General features: G+C 73.7%; 12 protein-coding genes. 8 read left to right on the top strand and 4 right to left on the bottom strand.

Annotated elements, in window-relative coordinates; translation table 11 throughout:
• Positions 1–53: 53 nt before the first annotated feature.
• Positions 54–983, bottom strand: a complete 930-nt coding sequence (locus ACFYWG_RS09980; RefSeq protein WP_389200452.1) for an aldo/keto reductase — start codon at positions 981–983, stop codon at positions 54–56.
• 462 nt (positions 984–1,445) lie between these two features.
• Here ACFYWG_RS09980 and ACFYWG_RS09975 point away from each other — a divergent pair, with 462 nt between their 5' ends.
• From ACFYWG_RS09975 to ACFYWG_RS09940, 8 genes are all read left to right on the top strand, one after another.
• Positions 1,446–2,243 carry a DUF427 domain-containing protein gene (locus tag ACFYWG_RS09975; RefSeq protein ID WP_383500814.1) on the top strand — a complete coding sequence of 266 codons (798 nt, stop codon included), beginning with the start codon at positions 1,446–1,448 and terminating at the stop codon, positions 2,241–2,243.
• Between the two features lie 131 nt (positions 2,244–2,374).
• A complete protein-coding gene (locus tag ACFYWG_RS09970) occupies positions 2,375–4,003 on the top strand; it encodes a multicopper oxidase family protein (protein ID WP_389200450.1) in 1,629 nt (542 codons plus the stop codon).
• Positions 4,004–4,283: 280 nt separating this feature from the next.
• Positions 4,284–5,207, top strand: coding sequence for a hypothetical protein (locus tag ACFYWG_RS09965; protein ID WP_389200448.1), 924 nt, complete (start codon positions 4,284–4,286; stop codon positions 5,205–5,207).
• Positions 5,208–5,333: 126 nt separating this feature from the next.
• Entirely contained in the window at positions 5,334–5,783 is a 450-nt protein-coding gene (locus ACFYWG_RS09960; RefSeq protein WP_383500805.1) for a peptidase inhibitor family I36 protein, read from the top strand.
• Between the two features lie 87 nt (positions 5,784–5,870).
• Positions 5,871–6,311 (top strand): peptidase inhibitor family I36 protein, encoded by a 441-nt coding sequence (locus ACFYWG_RS09955; protein WP_389200445.1) that lies wholly within the window; start codon positions 5,871–5,873, stop codon positions 6,309–6,311.
• 145 nt (positions 6,312–6,456) lie between these two features.
• Positions 6,457–10,371: a helix-turn-helix domain-containing protein gene (locus tag ACFYWG_RS09950; RefSeq protein WP_389200443.1), complete on the top strand. Its 3,915-nt coding sequence runs from the start codon at positions 6,457–6,459 to the stop codon at positions 10,369–10,371.
• A gap of 150 nt (positions 10,372–10,521) precedes the next feature.
• Positions 10,522–11,412 carry a C40 family peptidase gene (locus ACFYWG_RS09945; protein WP_389200441.1) on the top strand — a complete coding sequence of 297 codons (891 nt, stop codon included), beginning with the start codon at positions 10,522–10,524 and terminating at the stop codon, positions 11,410–11,412.
• A gap of 144 nt (positions 11,413–11,556) precedes the next feature.
• Entirely contained in the window at positions 11,557–12,204 is a 648-nt protein-coding gene (locus ACFYWG_RS09940; protein ID WP_383500794.1) for a hypothetical protein, read from the top strand.
• 117 nt (positions 12,205–12,321) lie between these two features.
• On the opposite strand, the gene ACFYWG_RS09935 is transcribed toward ACFYWG_RS09940, so the two are convergent.
• From ACFYWG_RS09935 to ACFYWG_RS09925, 3 genes are all read right to left on the bottom strand, one after another.
• A complete protein-coding gene (locus ACFYWG_RS09935) occupies positions 12,322–13,008 on the bottom strand; it encodes a maleylpyruvate isomerase family mycothiol-dependent enzyme (RefSeq protein WP_389200438.1) in 687 nt (228 codons plus the stop codon).
• 59 nt (positions 13,009–13,067) lie between these two features.
• Positions 13,068–13,877 (bottom strand): SAM-dependent methyltransferase, encoded by an 810-nt coding sequence (locus ACFYWG_RS09930; protein ID WP_389200436.1) that lies wholly within the window; start codon positions 13,875–13,877, stop codon positions 13,068–13,070.
• 132 nt (positions 13,878–14,009) lie between these two features.
• Positions 14,010–15,212: a heparin lyase I family protein gene (locus ACFYWG_RS09925; RefSeq protein WP_389200434.1), complete on the bottom strand. Its 1,203-nt coding sequence runs from the start codon at positions 15,210–15,212 to the stop codon at positions 14,010–14,012.
• Positions 15,213–15,334 lie beyond the last annotated feature (122 nt).

Raw genomic sequence — 15,334 nt, 5'->3', positions numbered from 1 at the left:
GCCGGGGCGGAGGTCCCGGTCTGCGGCGGCCGGCAGGACTGCGGTGCCCCCGCCTACCGGTTGACGGAGCGCATGCCTGCCTCGTCGTACCGCTCACCGGCCGCCTCGGGCAACTCGGCGTCGATGCGGGCGAGGTCGTCCTCCGTGAGGTCGATGCCGACGGCTGCGGCGTTCTGCTCCAGGTAGGTACGGCGCTTGGTGCCCGGGATCGGCACCAGGTCCTCGCCCTGGGCCAGCACCCACGCGATGGCCAGCTGAGCCGGCGTGACGTCCTTCTCGGCGGCGATCTCCTTCACCTTCGCCGCCAGCCGCAGGTTCGCCTCCAGGTTGGCGTCCTGGAAGCGCGGGTTCTGGCGGCGCCAGTCGTCGGCGTCCAGGTCGTCCGGGGAGGTGAACCGCCCGGCGAGGAAGCCGCGACCGAGAGGCGAGTACGGCACGAAGCCGATGCCCAGTTCCCTGCAGGTGGGCAGTACCTCGGCCTCCACGTCCCGCGACCACAGGGAGTACTCGCTCTGCACGGCCGTGATCGGGTGCACGGCGTGCGCGCGCCGGATGGTGTGGGCGCCGGCCTCGCTCAGGCCGATGCAGCGCACCTTTCCCTCGGCGACCAGTTCGCCCAGGGCGCCGACCGTCTCCTCGATCGGCACGTTCGGGTCGACCCGGTGCTGGTAGTACAGGTCGATGTGGTCGGTTCCCAGCCGTTTCAGGGAGCCGTGGACGGAGCTGCGGACGTGCTCAGCCGAGCCGTCCTGCGGGCCCACCGTGGAGATGTCGCCCGGCACAGCGCCGTCCATCCGGTAGTTGAACTTCGTCGCGATCACGTACTCGTCGCGGTGTCCCCGGATCGCCTCGCCGACGAGGGACTCGTTGGTGAGCGGGCCGTACATCTGTGCGGTGTCCAGGAAGGTCACCCCGAGGTCGAGGGCGTGCCGGATCGTCGCGATGCCCTCCTCCTCGTCGGCGGAGCCGTAGAAGGCGGACATGCCCATGCACCCCAGCCCGATGGCCGACACCTGCAATTCCCGCAACCACGCTTGTGCATGTCGTGTCCCAGCCTTCCCTGCGCGTGTGATCGTCCTCCGGGCCGCGCGAAGTCCTGCGTCCATCCAGACACAGATGCCACCACCCGGCATCCCAGGAGGAGCGGGCGCCGGGAGCGGCTTCGCGCGCCGTCGTGTCCCGACGCTATGACCTGGAGCGCACTCGAGGGCAAGTGCGCCTCCCGGACGCTGCCGACGTGGCCGGTGCCGGGGGCGCGTGCTTCCGGCGCGCGGCCTCGCCGCCGGGGACGCACTCTCCGGTGGCCTGCATCCTCCGGGCGGTGCCGGGGCGAAGCAGTACGAGGACCAGGACCGCAGAGGAGTGAGCGTGAGCGACACGGACGTGGGCCGGGGAGCCGTACTGCCGGGACGTGTGAGGCCGACCGCACCGGCAGGTGATCACCGATGACGAGATGGACGCCCAGGCCCGATGGCGGACGGCCCGGGGGGAAAGCCTGCTCCCACACCTGGACGGCGGACCCGCGCCCGCTGAGCGGGACGTGCGCGTCCTGCGCGGCGCGCGGACGTGCACCGGCCGACCTGCTGCTGTGCCTGACCTGCGGCCACGTGGGCTGCAGCGACAGCCGGCCCGGCGCTCACGCCACGGCCCACTTCGAGTCCAGCGCGCACCCCGTGGCACGCACCCTGGCAGACGGTCCGGGCTGGGCCTGGTGCTACGAGGACGAGGTGTATCTGGACCCGCCGGAAGAGCCCGTGGCGCGCTCCTCCGCGCGGCCGCCGGAGTCGGTCTGGGACTACCCGCGCCCGCCCGCCCTGCGGGAGGACGGCCGTGACGTGCGGGTGGAGTGCGCCGGCCAGGTGGTGGCCGAGACCCGCAGGAGCGTGCGGGTACTGGAGACCAGTCATCCGCCCGTGTTCTACATCCCTCCGCAGGACGTCCGCACGGAGCTTCTGTTCCCGGCGGTCGCGGGCCGGACGTGGTGCGAGTGGAAGGGCTCGGCCCGGTACTGGGACGTCATCGTGGGAGACGACGTACGCGCTCGTGCCGCGTGGAGCTATCCCCGTCCCGAGCCCCGCTACACGGCCCTCGCGGACTTCTTCGCCTTCTACCCGAGCCGCATGGACCGCTGCACGGTCGACGGAGAGGAGGTCACCGCGCAGGAGGGCGACTTCTACGGCGGTTGGATCACCGCGGAGGTGCGGGGGCCGTTCAAGGGCGCCCCGGGCACCCTCCTGTGGTGAGGCGGGAGCCCTCGCCGGGGGCTCGGCGCCACGGGTGAGCGTTGCGCCTGCCGGTGGAATCGGGTCACGGCGCTGCGGGCATTCGGCGGCATGGAAGAGCTTGGTGACCAGCCGCCCTGTCTCATGGGGGCATGTCCCACCCTTCTCGGCGCACCGTGCTGCGCGCCTCGCTCGCCGCGTCCGGCGGGGGCCTGCTGTCCTCCTGCACCGGCTCCGCCGGTGACGCGCGCTCCGGACCCCAGGGGTACGGCAGCCGCCGGACGTTCGTCCCGGACGGCCCGCGCGGGTACGTCGATCCGTCCGGCCCGGAGGTCCTCGCCGCCGAGCGCGCCCGGGGCTCCGGGCGGGTGCGCACGTACCGCATCACCGCGGCCGAGGCGTCGCTGGACCTGGGCGGGCGCACGGTGCGGACCTGGGCGTACGACGAGGCGGTTCCGGGGCCGCTGGTGCGCGCGAGCGCCGGCGAGGTGCTCGACCTGACGCTCGCCAACCGGCTGCCGGCCCTGACGACACTGCATCCGCACGGGATCCGGCTGCGCTGCGACATGGACGGTGTCCCCGGCCTCACGCAGCCGCCCGTCCGGCCGGGCGCCGACTTCCGCTACCGCTTCACCGTCGCCCACCCCGGGACGTACCTGCTGCACTCCCACGTCGGGATGCAGTCGGACCGGGCCCTGTACGCGCCGCTGGTCGTGGACGACCCGCGGGAGCCCCTCGCCTACGACGCGGAGTGGATCGTGGTGCTGGACGACTGGCTCGACGGTGTGGAGGGCTCCACCCCGGACGAGGTCATGGGCCGGCTCAGACCCGGCGGGGCGATGGCCCCGGGGCACGGGGCCATGGGTGCGGAGCGCCCCGGCCGGGGCTCCGGCGGAGCGCCGTCGGACCGTCCGGCCACCGGCCGGGAGACCGCGGGTCCCTCCCGGGTGCTGCACCGGTCCCGCAGCCGGATGCTGCACGGACGGGCCGGCCACGTCGCGTACCCCCACTACCTGATCAACGGCCGCCTGCCCGAGAACCCTTCCGTGTTCCGCTGCCGTCCCGGTGACCGCATCCGGGTGCGCATCATCAACGCCGGCGCCGAGACCGCCTTCCGCGTCGCTCTGGGCGACCACACCATGACGGTGACCCATACCGACGGCTATCCCGTGCGACCGAAGGAGACCGACGCCCTCCTGGTCGGCATGGCGGAGCGGTACGACGTGCTCGTCACCGCCGGGGACGGTGTCTTCCCCCTGGCGGCGCAGCCCGAGGGGAAGAGGGGGCGGGCCCTCGCCGTCCTGCGCACCGGGAGGAGGACGCGCGCGCTCCCGCCGGTCGGCACCCGCCCGGACGAACTCGACGGACGGACCGTCCCGGCCCGCCGCCTGGTGCCGGACGACTCGGTGGCCCTCGACGACCGGGAACCCGACCGCGAGATGCGCATCCGCATCACCGGCGGCATGGAGGACTTCGACTGGGGCTTCGACCACCAGGCCTACTCGCCGCAGCGGCGCCGTCCCGTGCGGGCCGGTGAGCGGGTTCGCCTCACGCTCATCAACGCCACCGACATGTGGCATCCGATGCACCTGCACGGGCACACCTTCTCCCTCACCGGCCTGGACGGCGCCGGCGCCCGCAAGGACACCGCGGTCGTGCTGCCGCACCGCAAGCTGGTGGTCGACCTGGACGCGGACAACCCCGGGCTGTGGATGCTGCACTGCCACAACCTGTACCACTCCGAGAGCGGGATGATGACGGTCCTCGGCTACCGCAGGTAGTGGCGGCCGGCTCGTCGGCGTCCCGTGGGCCGGCGGGCCGGACCGGCCACCCCGGTGCCGCGCACCCCGCACGGGCGACCCGGTCCTGACGGCCGTTCCCCGCCTCCGCGCTCCCCTGCCGGCCCTGTCCCCCGCGTTGCCTCCGCCCCAGCGTCCCGCCTGCTCGCGAACGGTTTCCCGGCCGCCGGGCCGGTGGGCAACAGGAAACCCGTCGACCCCCGGACCGCCGCGGCGCAACTCTGGATCCGTCAGCCGACGGCGGTGAAGGGAGGCGGAGTCCATGCGACGGGCCCTGGTGTCGATCTGCGCGACGGTGGTGGCCACCGCGGCCGTCACGGCCGGGTGCACCGGCGGCGGTGAGGACGACGGCCGTGCGCCGAACCCCCTTCCGCGTCCTGCGGCGTTGACCTGGCAGCAGGAGGTGCGCGTCGCCGACGCGCAGCAGCGTCTGACCAAGCAGTGCATGAACCGCCAGGGCTTCACCTTCTGGGAGGACCGCGGTCTGACCCTCGACGAGAGCCGGCCGGTGCGCTTCGTGCAGGACGACGTGGCATGGGCCCGTACCCACGGCTACGGCGGCCGCATCGAGGCCAAGGGCCAGGCCCTCCATGCGCGCAACCCGGTCGGCACCTACCGCCGGAGCCTGTCCACCGGCCGGCGCGCGGCCTTCGACACCGCCCTGGACGGCGGTTCGGACGCCCGCGTGCTCACGGTGGCCCTGCCCGGCGGCGGGGAGATCCGCAAGCGGCTGGGCGGCTGCATGGAAGAGGCCGAGCGCAGGCTCTACGGCGACCCGGCCGCCTGGTTCCGTACCGGCAAGATCGTCACGGGCCTCAACGCCCTGTACGGGAAACAGCTCATGGGGGACCGTCAGCTCGCCTCCGCGCTGCGGGCGTGGTCGCGGTGCATGAAGCGGGCGGGGCTGGCCCACCGGGATCCCCAGGCCGCCCGCGACGCCGTCCGCGCCGACACCGGCCGGCTGGGACCCGAGCGGTCGGACGAGGCGTTCGCCGCCGAGCGGAGGACCGCCGTCGCGGACGCCACCTGTGCCCGGCGGGCCTCCCTGCGAGCCGTGGCCACGGCCCGGGAGACGTACTACCTGGACCGCCTGCGTGACCGGTTCGGCAAGGACATCGACACCTACCGGCACCTCGGTCAGCGGGCCTACGACCGGGCGGTGCGGATCGTTCCGGAGCGCCGCTGACCACTCGGCGCTCCGGAGCGGACACCGCTCACCGGTGCGATGCGCCGGGCCGCCGGCCCGGCACACCCGCACCTTCGCACGACCGGCAACACACCGAACAGTGACAGGAAAACGAGGGGAAACAGCATGCGCAAGATCAGCGTCACCGCAGCGGTCCTGGGGCTCGCGGCCCTGGGCCTCGCCGTGCCCGCCACGGCGCAGGCGGCCGAGAGCGCCGTTCCGGGCCCCGGCTGCAACAGCAAGTGGGGGCCGCGCAACGGCTCCATGTACGCCTGGCAGGACCTGGACTGCGGGGGCACCCTGCTGATCGCCACGCCGGGCAACAGCAGCAACTGGGGCACCGCCGCCAACGACAAGGCCACCTCCGTCATGAACCGCGGCTACACCGGCGGCCTGGACCACGTCGCCTTCTACGAGAACGACAACCACACCGGCGGCCACGCGTGTCTGGCGCCGGGCGAGCTGTACGCCGACAACCTGACCGACAACCGGTTCACCAGCGGCGTCATCGTCAACGACAACATCACCTCGCACCGTTGGGTGGCCAGGAGCGCCTGCGGGGCCTTCCTGACCTGACGCGCGGGCCGGAAGGAAGCGGGCGGCCCGCGACCGTGCGGGCCGCCCCGTCCTTCCGGTGACCCGCCCTGAACCAGGGGGAACACCATGCGCAAGAGCTACTTCGCCGCGGCGGTGCTGGGGCTCACCGCGCTCGGCCTCACCGTTCCGGCCACCGCGCAGGCGACGCAGACCACCGTTGCCGGGCCGGGCTGCGCCGCCCAATATGGCCCGCCCGACGGTCGGCTGTACGCCTGGGACGCGCAGGACTGCCAGGGCTCCCCGCTGGCGGTCCCGAACGGCTGGAACTGGGGCCCGGCCGCCGACAGGGCCTCGTCCCTGATGAACCGCGGCTACACCGGTGGCCTCGACCATGCGGCCGTGTACGACAAGCCCGACTACGCGGGCGGGCACGCCTGCCTCGCCCCGGGCGAGCAGTACGCCGACGATCTGGCCCACAGCCGGTTCACCGACGGCACCCCGGTGAGCGACGCCATCAGCGCGCACCGGTGGGTGAACAGGAGCGCCTGCGGGGCCTTCCTGACCTGACCCGGCGCCGCGAGCCATACAGAACGTCCGGAACCGCCCCATCGGTTCCGGACGTTCGCGTTTTCGCCATGCCGGGGGAAAGGCCCGGCTGCCCTCGACGCCCCCGCAGTAGCCTGGGCATCCGCCGTCTCACGGACGCACTGCCATGGGGGACACCGTGGGAGACCCGCAGCACGGGCATGACACCGACGACCGGAACGGGCGGGACGGGAGTGCGCCGACCACGCGCTCCTTCCCCGCACAACTGCGACGACTGCGGCAGGCACGCGGCCTGTCGCTGACCGATCTGGCACGGCAGACGCACTACAGCAAGGGCTATCTCAGCAAGATCGAGACCGGGACGAAGCGGGCGACCCTCGACGTCGCCCGCCTCTGCGACCAAGTGCTCGATGCACACGGGGAGTTGCTCAGACTCGTCCAGGAGAGACCGCCCTCCGACGGCGGCGACGCCCCCGAGACCGCGCTCACCGGGCGCCGGTCCGACGAACCGTGTCCCTACCGCGGCCTGTCGGCGTTCACCCCGCAGGACGCGGAGTGGTACTTCGGCCGGGAACGGGCGACGGCCGCCCTGGTGGAACGGGTCTTCGAACGGGTGGGCAGCGGCCCGCTGCTGGTGGTCGCTCCCTCGGGCGCGGGCAAGTCGTCGCTGCTGAACGCCGGACTGGTGCCCGCCCTGCGGCGCGGCGACTTCCCGATGCCGGGCGCCGACCGGTGGCCGGTGGTCACGTTCACGCCCACCTCGCGGCCCGTGGACGAACTGCTGGAGCGCACCGCCAAGGCGGTGGGCACCGACCTCGGCGTCACCGCGGAGGAGGCCCGGCGTCGCCCCGAGGCGGTGCCGGAGGCCCTCCGGACGGCGACCGAGGTCCCGTCCGGCCGTGCGGGGAACCGCCGGCCCCCTCCCTGCCGGCCGGTGCTGATCGTCGACCAGTTCGAGGAACTCTTCACGCTCTGCGCGGACGTGGACGAGCGCCGCTCCTTCGTCCGGGTGCTCCGCGCCCTGGCGGCGTCCTGGCCGGAAGGGAGCGGGCACGGCCCCGCCGTGGTGGTGCTCGGCATGCGGGCCGACTTCACCGGCAACTGCCTGGAACTGCCCGAGCTGGCGCCGGTCTGCACCGACGGCCTGTACGTGCTGCCCCCGATGTCCCTGGCGGAGCTGCGGGAGTCGATCACGCGCCCGGCTGAACTCGCCGGGCTGACCCTCCAGCCGGGCCTGGTCTCCCTGCTCCTGCGCGACGCGGGGCTGCGCGACGGACCGGGTGGCACTCCCCCGGGCACCGCCGAGGGGAACCGGCCCGGCGCGGACGAGACGCCCTCGGGTGCGCTCCCCCTCGTCTCCCACGCCCTGCTGGCCACCTGGCAGCGGCGGGAGGGCTCCGCGCTGACCGTCGCCGGGTACGAGCGGGCCGGCGGGATCCAGGGCGCGATCGCCCGCACCGCCGAGAACGTCTTCGCCCGGCTGTATCCGGCCGAGCAGAAGACGATCCGCCGCGTTCTGTCGCGCCTGGTGTACGTGGCGGACGGGGCCGGGGCGACCCGTCGCCGGATGAGCCGGGCGGCGCTGATGGAGCAGCTCGCCGACGCGGACGGCGCCGCCGCCGCCCTCGACGCCTTCGTACGGGCCCGGCTGATCACGATGGACAGCGACACCGTGGAGATCACCCACGAGGCCCTCCTGCACGCCTGGCCGCGGCTGCGCGACTGGATCCACGCCGACCGCGCCGGACTGCTGCTCCACCAGCAACTGGCCCACGCCGCCGCGGAATGGGAGCGCGAGGGCCGCGATCCGTCCGCCCTGTACCGCGGCACCCGGCTGAACACCGTGGGTTCCTGGGCCGAGGAGCTGGACGGATGGAGCCGGCTCAGTCCCGGCGAGGAGGCGTTCCTGCGGGCGAGCCTGGCCGAACGGCAGGTGCTGGAGCGGCAGGCCAGACGCCAGGTCCGGCTGCGGCAGTCCATGCTGGCCACCCTCGCCGTACTGCTGGGGCTCGCCCTGACCGCCGGCGCCCTGGCCTACCAGCAGCGCGAGAGCGCCCTCGACCAGGAGGCCGTCGCGCGTTCCCAGGCCCTCGCCGTACGGTCCGCGTCGCTCGCCGGGGGTCAGCCGGAGGCGTCGATGCTGCTGGCCGGGGATGCCTACCGGGCCCATGCCACCACCGAGGCGCGCGGCGCGCTGCTGAGCACGCAGTCCCAGCCGTTCTCCGGCCGGCTGGGCGGCCACCGGGGCCCGGTCAACGCGGTGGCCTTCGCACCGGGCAACCGGTCGCTGGCGACGGCCAGTTCGGACGGGACGGTGACGCTGCGCCGGGTGCGCGACCGGCGGACGACCGCCACGCTCCCGGTGCGCGGCCCGGTCCGGTCGATCGCCTTCAGCCCCGACGGCCGCCTCCTGGCGGCGACATCGGCGCTCGGACCCGTGAGCCTGTGGGACGTCGCCGCCGCCCGGCGCACGGCCGTGCTGGGCGACAGCACGCGCGGCGCCCGGACGCTGGCCTTCGACCCCCGCGGGGGCAGACTTGCCGTCGCGACCACGCGCGGGGCGATCGAGGTGTGGGACACCGGGCGCACCCCGCGGAGCACCGCCACCCTGACCGGGCACGAGGGATCGGTCAACGCCCTGGGGTACGCCCGGCACGGCCGGACCCTGGTGTCCGCCGGCACCGACCGGACGGTGCGGCTGTGGGACACCGACCGCGAGGAGCAGCTCACCGTGCTGAAGGGGCACACCGACGAGGTGCTGGGCGCCGCCTTCTCCCCGGACGGGCGCGAGGTGGCCTCCGGCGGCATCGACCGGACGGTCCGGCTGTGGGACGTGCGCGACCGCCGGCTCAGCGCGACGCTGTCGGGGAGCAGTGACGACATCAACGCCGTGACGTACACCCCCGACGGCGCCACCGTCATCGCGGCGGTCGGTGACGGCACGACCCGGCTGTGGGACGTCCGCAGCGGCCGGCAGACCGCCGTGCTGGCCGGTCACACCGACTACGTCATGGGCGCGGCCGTCACCTCCGACGGCCACCTGCTGGCCACCGCCGGGTTCGACCGGTCCGTGGTGCTGTGGGACCTGGGCGGCCCGGTGCTGACGGCGCGTCCGTTCACGGAGGTGTGGCAGGCGCGGTACAGCCCCGACGGGTCCCTGCTGGCCACCGCCGACACCGACCACACCGTGCGCCTGTGGGAGGTGCGCGGGCGGCGGCTGCTGGGGACGCTCCGGGGCCACACGGAGACGGTCTTCTCGGTGGCCTTCGCCCCCGACGGGCGCACCCTGGCGTCGGCGGGCTCCGACGGCACGATCCGGCTGTGGGACGTGGCCACCCGTTCGCCGCTGAGGACGCTGACCGGCCACACCGGGCAGGTGCTCTCCGTCGCCTTCGCGCCCGACGGGCGGAGTCTGGCCTCGGCCGGGGCCGACCGCACCGTGCGCCTGTGGGACGTGGGCGCACGCCGGCCGCGGGCGACGCTGACCGGCCACCGGGACTACGTCAACGGCGTCGCCTTCAGCCCCGACGGCCGGACCCTGGCGAGCGCCGGCGACGACCTGGCCGTCCGGCTGTGGGACGTGTCCGCGCGACGGCTGCTCGACACCCTGGACGGCCACACCGGCGCGGTCCGCAGCGTCGCCTTCGCCCCGGACGGGCGGACCCTGGCCAGCAGCGGCAACGACGGCACCATACGGCTGTGGGACGTCGGCCGGCGCCGCGCGCAGGCCGTCCTCACCGGACACATCGGCTCCACCCGGGGCATCGCCTTCTCGCCGGACGGCCGCAGGCTCGCCAGCAGCGGCAACGACCGTACGGTGCGCCTGTGGGACGTCGCCCGAAGGCGGCCGTGGGCGACGTTGACCGGACACACCAACGCGGTGTGGAGCGTGGCCTTCGCCCCGGACGGGCGCACGGTCGCCAGCAGCAGCACCGACGGCACCGTACGGCTGTGGGACCTCGACCCGGGGGCGCGGCTGGCGGAGATCTGCCGGCTGCGCGCGGACCTGGACGACGACGAACGCGCCGCGCTCCTGCCGGGGGTCCCCCTCTCGGACGAGGATCCCTGCGACCGGGACTGAGGCGGCACGCCTGCTCGCAGGGGGTTTCCCAGGTGTTTCCCGTTGCCCGTCGGCAGGAGTCGACGGGCGGGACGTCGACGGACCGGCGGCGCGGCCAGCAGGCTGCTGGCGACCACTTCTTCACCGCCTACAGGAAACGGGGGTCCTGGCATGGTCCGCCGGACCGGTCTCATCCGCACACTGATCGCTCTCATGGCCCTGATGTTCTGGGCCCCGGTGGCTGCCGCCGCCGCGCCCGGCCCGGCGGCCGCCCCGCGGGCGGCCGCCGCTTCGTGCGGCGCCCAAGCGCCCGGGGCCTCGCCCGCGGCCGAGCGGGCGATCGCCGCCGCCTGCGCCGAGGTGGCGGCCGGCACCTGGTACACGTGGGGCGGCGGCCACGGCTCCCAGCCGGGCGCCACCTATGGGCAGGTCGATCCCACCGACCCGGACAGCGCGCACGACCCCGAGCGGCTCGGTTTCGACTGCTCCGGTCTCGTACGGCACGCCTACGCCGAGGCGACGGGTTCCGACATCCTCGACGGCATCGCCAGCCAGCAGTACTACACGCACCGCGCGGCGGCCCGCTTCACCGCCGCGCAGGGCCTCGCCCCGCTGCTGCCCGGTGACCTGCTCGCCTGGGGCACGTCGAAGGACCTGCACCACATCGCCATCTACCTGGGCGCGGGCAAGATGGTCGAGGCGAAGGAGTCGGGCACCCGGCTCATGGTCAGCGACGTCCGGATGAACGGCTACTTCGGGGCCGTCCGCGTCAACACCGGCCAGGTCACCGGTCACATCCACCAGACCTGGGGCACCGACGTGTGGACCAAGGAGAAGCCCTCGCTCGGCGCGGCGCGCGTCTACGCCTTCCCGTACTCCACCACCATCCGGGTGCAGTGCCAGATCCACGCGGAGATGGTCAGCGCGGAGGGTTACGACAACGACGCGTGGTCGTATCTGCCGGACTACCGGGCCTGGGTGAGCAACATCTACATCAAGGGGCCGGCGTGGCTGGACGGTGTCCGGGACTGCGGGACGACGAATCCCGTGCCGATGGTGTGACGAAGGCGTGACGCCGTGCGCCGGGGCCCGGCCCGGCCGGGCCCAGTAGGCTCTGGCCGCGGCCGGGGACCGCGAGCCGTCGTCCGAGGTCGGGGCGGCGGCCGACGAGCCGCCGCACCAGGGCCGCTCGGGAGGGGACACGCCATGATCGCTGCGGAGTACGGTTACGAGGTGCTGCCCGGAGTGGCGGTCGACACCCCGGGTGTGGACGACGTCCTGCGGCGGCGTGAACGAGGACTGCGGTGGGGCGTCGGGGCGCTGACCGCCGAAGCGCTGCTGCTGGTGGCCGTCCTGTTCCTGGCGGGCCCGAACTCCGCCGCGGGCGTGGTCACCGCCGCCTGTCTGGCCCCCGTCATCGCGGTCACGGCCGGGCTGACGCTGCTGTGGCGCCGGGCCCGACGCCGGGAACGGCTGGTGGTGTCCACGTACGGCTGGCAGGTCTGGCCCGTGCGCACCCAGGACGTCCGGGTGGTCGACGCCGAGGGGCAGCGGGTCCGGGGCCGGCGCTGGGGGACGGACGGGCGGGTGGTGCTGCTCCAGCCGGACGGCCAGAGCCACTGCTCGTTCCCCGTCCCCGCGGACGGCTGGGACGGCCCCCGTCCGCAAGGGACCCGCCCGGCGGACCGGGTGTGGTTCGCTGGCGACACCCGGTTCGGCGGCATGGTCGCCGAACCGGGCGGGCTGCCCTTCCGCTACGTCGTCCGCGCCACGCCGGGCAAGCGCCGCGGCACGCAGGCCGAGGACGAACTGGCGCGCCGCGCAGGTTTGATGCCCCGGAACCGGCGGCCCTAGCGTCTCGTGAAGCCTCCTGGCCGGGGTGGGGTGCCGGACCTGATCGGCTCGCGCACCGGCGCCTGGGAACGCGGCGGGGCCGCACCCTGCCTGTGCAGGACGGGATCTGACGTGCTGTCAGGGAACCAGCGGGCCGGCGAGCACGGCCGATCCCGCCTCACGGTCCCCGGCCCAGCTCACCGACTCGGCATCGCGCGGCTTGCGCCCCCACAGCATCAGCAGCAGGTCCTCGGCGGTGCCCGAGACCTCCGCGACCGGCTCGCCCTTTCCGTAGGTCCAGCAGCGGCCGGAATCGGTGGCGGTGATGCGCACGGACTGCTCCGGAGCCGTGGCGGCTCCCCTGGAGATCATGCGGAGCGCCATGGTGTCGAAGACCTCGGCGACACCGTCGGAGGCAAGGGCGGGAGGCAGCGAAGTCGTCGAGCCGAGTGCGTGCTGGGCGTCCCACCGGTGCATCAGCGTCTCCTGGGTGCGGCGGCGACGCCAGAATCCGACCGTGCGGGGCGGGAAGAACGTCCAGGCCGCAGTCGAGGGGTCGACCGACAAGGCCGCCACGAGCGCGTCGGCCGACTCGGCGTACCAGGTCCTGAGACCCGCCCGGTCACGGGGTGCGGCGTCCTCCGCGTAGCCGTCGCCGTGCCCCTCCCGCACGGCCGCGACGACCCAGAGGTTCCCCGCTCCCATGTGGACGGCCAGATCGCGCAACGTCCACGCGCCGCAGTGCTCGACCGGAACCGACAGATCGCCGTCCAGCAGGGCACCGAACGCATCCAACTCACGCCGCAGTTCGACCAGATAGTCCACGGCGCCACGCTACAGCGGCCCGCGTCGCGACCGCCCGGTGTTTCGCTTCCAGGTGATCCTCAGCGCTTCCGGGCCATGCCCGCGGCGATGAGGTGTTCCCATACCGTGAGCTCTCGTCTCCCCCACGGGCCGTCGGTCTCGTCGGGACGCCACAGCGACGCGGGGACGATCCCGGGGTCGAGGATCTCCAGGCCGTCCAGCAGGGCGGCGATCTCGGCGTCCGTGCGCCACCGGCCCCGGCCGAAGGTCTGCTGGAGGACCTTCTCGGCCTGGGTGGTCTCCTGGTTGTCGCCGGAGCGGAAGTGGCTGAGGAAGAAGTAGCTCCCGCTCGGGACGTGGTCCCGCCAGTAGCGGACGATGCCGGCCGGGTCCTCGTCGTCGTTGACGTGGTGCAGGATGGCGCTGAAGATGACGGCTACGGGGCGGGTGAAGTCGATGATCTCCCGCGTGGCCGGGTGGGAGCGGACTCCTCCGGGGTCGCGCACGTCGAGCGCCACGACCCGGGTCCGGTCGTTGTCCTCCAGCAACGCACGGCCGTGAACCAGCACTTGGCCGTCGTTGTCGACGTAGACGACCCGCGACTCGGGAGCGTGGCGCTGGGCGACCTGGTGGACGTTGTCGGCGGTCGGCAGGCCACTGCCCAGGTCGATGAACTGCCGGACGCCGGTGGTCTTCGCGATCTCGCCGACCGCCCGGACCAGGGCAGCGCGGTTGGCGAAGGCGATGGCCACCGAGCCCGGCAGGTCACGCTTGAACACGTCGCCGATCTCCCGGTCCACGGCGTAGTTGTCCTTGCCGCCGAGCAGGTAGTCGTAGACGCGGGCGATACTCGGCTTGGTCGGGTCGATGAAGGAGCCTTCGAACGTCATGGCGGCCATTCTTCCGCCGGCGACGCCCACGCACCCGCCGTTCCGGGACGCCGGCCGGCCGCCGACGGTCGCCCTCTTCTCAGGACTCCACGCACTGCCTGCCGGCGGCGCGGCGCGGACGCCGTGGGCCGGTCAGAAGCTCAGCGGGCCGGCCTCGGTGATGCTCGCCCAGTCGTTCTCGGGGTTCGCCCAGAAGGAGATCTTCAGATAGCGGACGTCCACGGGCCCGGTGGTGAAGAGAACCGTCTCGGGCGCGGTGGTCGTCCCCGAACTGCGGCCCTCCCAGACCTTGGTGTAGGCGACGCCGTCCGCGGAGGCGTGCAGGGTGTAGTCGTTCCACCGCAGATCGCCGCGGTGCCAGGCCACCGTCGCGCCGCACACGTGGCGCAGCGTGCCGGTGTCCAGGATCAGCGCGGCGCCGAAGCCCTGGCCGGACCAGCGGGTCGTCAGATCGCCGTCGACTGCGTTGGCGGGTGGGTTCGCCGGTTCGTGGGTGGTGGCGGTCGCCGAGGTCACGGGTGCGGCCCGGGTGCAGGTCCGCTGCGGTGTGACGTCCTTGTGGACGGCGCGTTCGTCGCCGAGACGGAGGGCGTCGTAGTACATCACGCGCTGGGTGGTGCTGGACGGGGCGCCGGTGTTCCAGTCCCACTTGTAGATGCCGAACTTGAAGTACGGTGAGCGCGGGCCGCCGTCGTGGGTGGCGCCGGTGCGGTTCACGACGCGTTCGCCGTTCTTCCAGACCTGCAGCACGCCGCTGCTGTCCGTGCGCCAGGTGACGTGGAAGACCCAGTCGACCCAGGTACCGGTGGTGTACGCGCCCAGATCGAGGAACTGGCCCCGGAAGTCGATCTTCCAGCGTCCTTCGTCGGTGAGGAGCGCCAGGGGCGGGGAGCCGCCCGGGCAGCCGACGTCGCACTGGTGCCACTGGCTCACGATCTCGGCGGAGGTGTCGTAGGCCCAGCTGGACGCCAGATTGATGCTGAAGCCGTACCAGCGCTCGGCGTTCGCCGGCTGCTCGTCGCGCTGCGATATCTCCGCCCGTTTGCTGCTGGAGACGATGGGATCGCTCTTGCGCAGCTCGAAGCGGGCGGCGTGCGAGCCGTCGCGTGTGGGGCCGGTGACGTTGGTGGCGCCGTACGAGGTTCCCCACTGCTTCAGTAAGTTGGGTGGCGCGGCGGCCGGGAGCGTGCGGTCGGCGGCCTGTTCCCAGTCGAGGGTGCGCAGGACTCCGGCGGGGTCGGCGGCCGCCGGTTGCGCGGGCGACAACGCCAGTGCTGCGGTCAGCACGGGCAGGACGACGGCCACGAGCCAGGCTCTGGGGCGCGATCGTTTCATGGTGCAAGTCCTCCCGGGGGACGCGGGACGGGCTGCCGCGGAGGCGCGGCGCCCGATGGCGGGCCCGACTCTCCCGCCGGGAGGACGGGCGGGCAAGGCCCGGCAGCAGGGCGCGCGGGAGC

The organism is Streptomyces sp. NPDC003456, assembly GCF_042878735.1.
Taxonomy (GTDB): Bacteria; Actinomycetota; Actinomycetes; order Streptomycetales; family Streptomycetaceae; genus Streptomyces.
This window is presented reverse-complemented; position numbering and strand designations above follow the sequence as displayed.